The sequence below is a fragment of the Chamaesiphon sp. VAR_69_metabat_338 genome, from assembly GCF_031423935.1.
Classification (GTDB): Bacteria; Cyanobacteriota; Cyanobacteriia; order Cyanobacteriales; family Chamaesiphonaceae; genus Chamaesiphon.
Genome location: NZ_JANPGM010000354.1, coordinates 1 through 3,964, shown reverse-complemented (window position 1 = coordinate 3,964; position 3,964 = coordinate 1). Strand labels below are relative to the sequence as shown.

4 protein-coding genes are annotated in these 3,964 nt (G+C 46.2%); all 4 read left to right on the top strand.

What is annotated here, in order from left to right:
- Nucleotides 1–585, top strand: a 585-nt coding sequence (locus RMO84_RS10055) for a CIA30 family protein (RefSeq protein WP_310488328.1), incomplete at its 5' end; no start/stop codon positions are given.
- 234 nt (nt 586–819) lie between these two features.
- Nucleotides 820–1,995, top strand: a complete 1,176-nt coding sequence (locus tag RMO84_RS10050; protein WP_310488327.1) for a hypothetical protein — start codon at nt 820–822, stop codon at nt 1,993–1,995.
- A gap of 93 nt (nt 1,996–2,088) precedes the next feature.
- Nucleotides 2,089–2,670: a hypothetical protein gene (locus RMO84_RS10045; protein ID WP_310488326.1), complete on the top strand. Its 582-nt coding sequence runs from the start codon at nt 2,089–2,091 to the stop codon at nt 2,668–2,670.
- A gap of 89 nt (nt 2,671–2,759) precedes the next feature.
- Nucleotides 2,760–3,737 (top strand): NAD(P)-dependent oxidoreductase, encoded by a 978-nt coding sequence (locus RMO84_RS10040; RefSeq protein ID WP_310488325.1) that lies wholly within the window; start codon nt 2,760–2,762, stop codon nt 3,735–3,737.
- The last annotated feature ends 227 nt before the right edge of the window (nt 3,738–3,964 follow it).

Sequence of the window (3,964 nt, the reverse complement as noted above, 5' to 3'; positions counted from 1 at the left end):
GTCTCAACCGAAAATTCGGGGGGATTTGCATCAGTGCGGACGCGAAATTTCGAGCCGAGTCTCAATTTAACTAACTACAAAGGCATTGAGTTATACGTTAAAGGTGACGGTCAAAGATATAAAATCTTCCTGCGCACTGAGACAAAATGGGATGGCGTGGGTTATGCCCATTCTTTCGATACGATCGCTAATGAATGGATGACGATTCGAGTTCCATTTACCGATTTGGTGCCGATCTTTCGCGCGAAAACTGTCAGCGATGCGCCGCTCGATCCTAGCCAAATTCGATCGTTCCAATTAATGCTCAGTAAGTTTGAATACGATCGCGCCCTCAATCCTCGGTTTACGCCCGGTTTATTTTCTGTGGAGATTGCATCAATTTCTGCCTATGGTGGCGCGACTGTCCCACAACTGGTTGTCATCGATCCAATGCCAGCTTCAGCAGATTTAATTGCCAAACTCCAGGCTAGTAGTCTGCCGTATTCGATCGTCCAGGCAGTCAGTTTATCACCAAAAATGGTCGCCGCGATCGCTACCAAAGCAATCTCGCAGCCAGAAGCCGTCGGCCAAATTTTAGGGCGGTAAATTAATTGAGGTTGAGGTATTTCATCCTGAATTAAACCGAGCTTTAAATAGAGATCGAAACAATCTCAGTAACTCTACGTCTCCAGACTATGACTTGGGGACGATTGCCCATTCCAAACAATCCGAACTGGCGACAGGTAGCGTTGTTGTAGCGGTAAGGCGATCGTCACAGAGTATAATCGATCGATGCACTAGCGATAGTCATCATTAGTTAATGGAGCGGGAGTAGATACCATGAAACCAACCAGCATTAATCCTGGAATTATTGCCATATTGTGTGCGTTCGGCATAGCCGGGAGCGTTGCATCAGCGATTACCGTTACACCCCCCACTAACCAAATTCCCACTCCTAAAACACCGCTCCCGACTAAAGTTACCCCACTTCCAAAAGTCACCCCATTACCCAAGGTTACGCCCACCACAACCGTAACGCCGACGGTATCACCAACTAGTCCCCAACCCACTGGCACTACTCCCAATGGCCCCCCATTAGTCGCCGTACCCACGCTGACACCCGCCACCCTCAATAGCTTCACCAATCTTTACGGGCAAGTATTAGCCGTCAAATTTACCCCCAACCAGCAACGCAGAATTTCGCAACGGCTGACTAAGGAATGGATGACTAATTTAGGACTGCGCAATACTGTCTTCCAAACTATCGCCCTCGAACCCCAAATCGCCAAGGGTACCCCCACCGAGATCGCGCAAATCCAAACAAAATTAGTCGCCAATCTGCGCCAACAGGTACTCGATGGCGATGCCGACGCACTCTGGCTGGTATCTTTCTACGATGCCTCATCTAAAAATTGGCTCGCACCAGGCAAACCACCACTAACGCGCATGACTAGCGACATGAGCGCGGAAGTATTGAGCTTTATGGTCAATGAGATAATGGGCAAATCCGTTGTCAGTAACGATACTAAACTCAAAAATGCGATCGCGACCAAGCTCACTGCTGAATACCCAAGAATCTCCAGCGATACCAAGCAAGAATTGTCTAGATTACCAACAGATTGGCTGACATTCAAACAGGGTGAATGGATTAGGCGCGGTGATGATTTTCGCGAGCAAATGCGCATCCATTGGGGACAAAATCTCGAAGCTTATATCCCCGAAATCAAAGCAATTACCAAACTCAGAACCGATCGATTGACAAAGCTCAAAGCCGATCCCAAGCTGCAATGGACTAAACTCAACTCGATCCAACGTCAATCTGCCTTGCAAAAATCCGACCTAGAATTCCAAACCAGCACTCGAACTCTTCCCCCAGTCAAAGCAGTTCAACTGACTAATTATATCAATACTATGCAAGTCGGTAATGCGATCGGCAATTCACCGATGCGTTACTATACTCCTACTCCTAAACCAAGACCAAAGCGATCTTTAGAAAATAACAATTCTACAAAATAGTGGCGTCGATCGACTTAGCGTGGATAGTAGCTATTATTCATTGTCGTTCGCTATTAAGCCGCAATTAATATTTTTGAGATTTGAATTGTTTGTATGTGTCTATATATTATCAGTAAAATAGAAATCGTCTCTGCTGATTGGGGCGATCGTTTTACTGTTGAAATCGCTCCAAATAATAATTTACCCGTAACTATCGAGCGATCGATCCGTAGAAGACATAGCAATAATGGAAAAATGGAAACTAATATTAAAGAAATTATATCTTCGATCGACAAGATAACCACGTTAGATAGTGCTGCAGCTCTAACCCATCTTCAAGAACTCGTAGATCTTTACTTTAACCATCCTGAAGCTGGTAACTACCTCGATGTTTGGTTTCGGCTCTACGAACGTTTTCCGTTCGATGATGGCGGTGGTATTTTCTGGACGATCCTTCATGGTATCGAAACTTATCATCCCACTTCCGATCGATTTACGATCGAGTCAGTTCTTCGTCAGCCATCTGAATTTCCAGTGATGATGGTCAATGCATTGATTAATGGTGGGATCGATCGAGTTGGAGACGTAAATCTCCTAGAACTACTCGAACGATTGGCAACAAACCAGCTTTATTCGCCTAGAGTGAGGGCGCAAGCGCAAGGTTATTTAGACTATCGGCAAAAGTCTAAGCTATAGCTAATATCCATATTTGATGCGATCTTGAAACTATTGGATCTCACAAAATATTTACCAACAAAGTTCACTTACCCTCTACCCTCTAATTCATGCGTATTCTTGTAACTGGTGCCAGCGGTTGTGTCGGCCATTATATCAGCGAAACTCTGATCCAAAATACCGACCACGAATTATTCTTGTGCGTCCGCAACCCTGCCAAATTGCAAGTAGATACTAACGCACGCCCGGGTATTCATGTCATCACTGCCGACATGATGGAAATCGAAAAACAAGCCGAATTATTGAAAACGATCGAAGTCGCCGTGCTCACCGCAGCAGGGTGGGGCGGACAGGAAGCATTCGATATTAACTATACCAAGACTCATGCTTTATTCGATTTGCTCGACCCGCAAGTGTGTCAGCAAGTCATCTATTTTTCGACCCAAAGCGTGCTCGATCGACAAAATCAATTACTACCCGAAGCCGGTAAAATTGGGACAGATTATATTGTATCCAAACATCAGTGCTTGGATAAATTAACTCGCGAGCGAAATGCCGCCGATGGCGCAAAAAGTATCGCCTCAAAAATTACGACAGTTTTTCCCACCCTCGTATTTGGTGGCGATGAAACCAAGCCCTATTCTTATCTCTCTGCCGACTTACCAACTATTTCTAAATACGCCGGACTATTGCAATGGTTTAGTGCCGACGGTAGTTTCCATTTTATTCATGGCAAAGATATCGCTGAAGTTGTCAGACATCTGATCGCCCATCCTGAAATTGCCGATAAATTCGATCGCCGCATCGTTTTGGGAAATCAATTAGTTCAGGCGGATGCGGGTATCAAAGAGATTTGTGCCTACTTTGGCAAACACAGCCCCTTCCAGATTCCGCTATCGATCGGGCTGACCAATTTCTTGATTAAGCTATTTAAGATCCAAATGGCCGAATGGGATCGCTTTTGTCTGGATTATCGCCACTTTAGCGCGACTAATCCCGTCAGTCCCGCCAGCTTTGGCTTACCAACTTACGCCCCGACGATTACCGATATTTTCCGCACGCGGGGTCTGACAAGCAAAGCGAAGTAATGCGAGTTTGAGATTGTAGAGTTAATGTAGCTGGCCATAATTAAAGTAACAATGACGAAATCGCCCTCACCCCGCCCTCGCCTCCGGCTCTGGCTCCCCTCTGTCTTGTCTCGCTGTCTTGTCTTGTCTCGCTTCCATGGTCGGGAAACCCGACTGGAGCGAGCCGCTGACCCAAAGCCATGGGTCGGGAACCTCCGCGTGAGTTGGGTCGCTGTCTTGACTCGCTT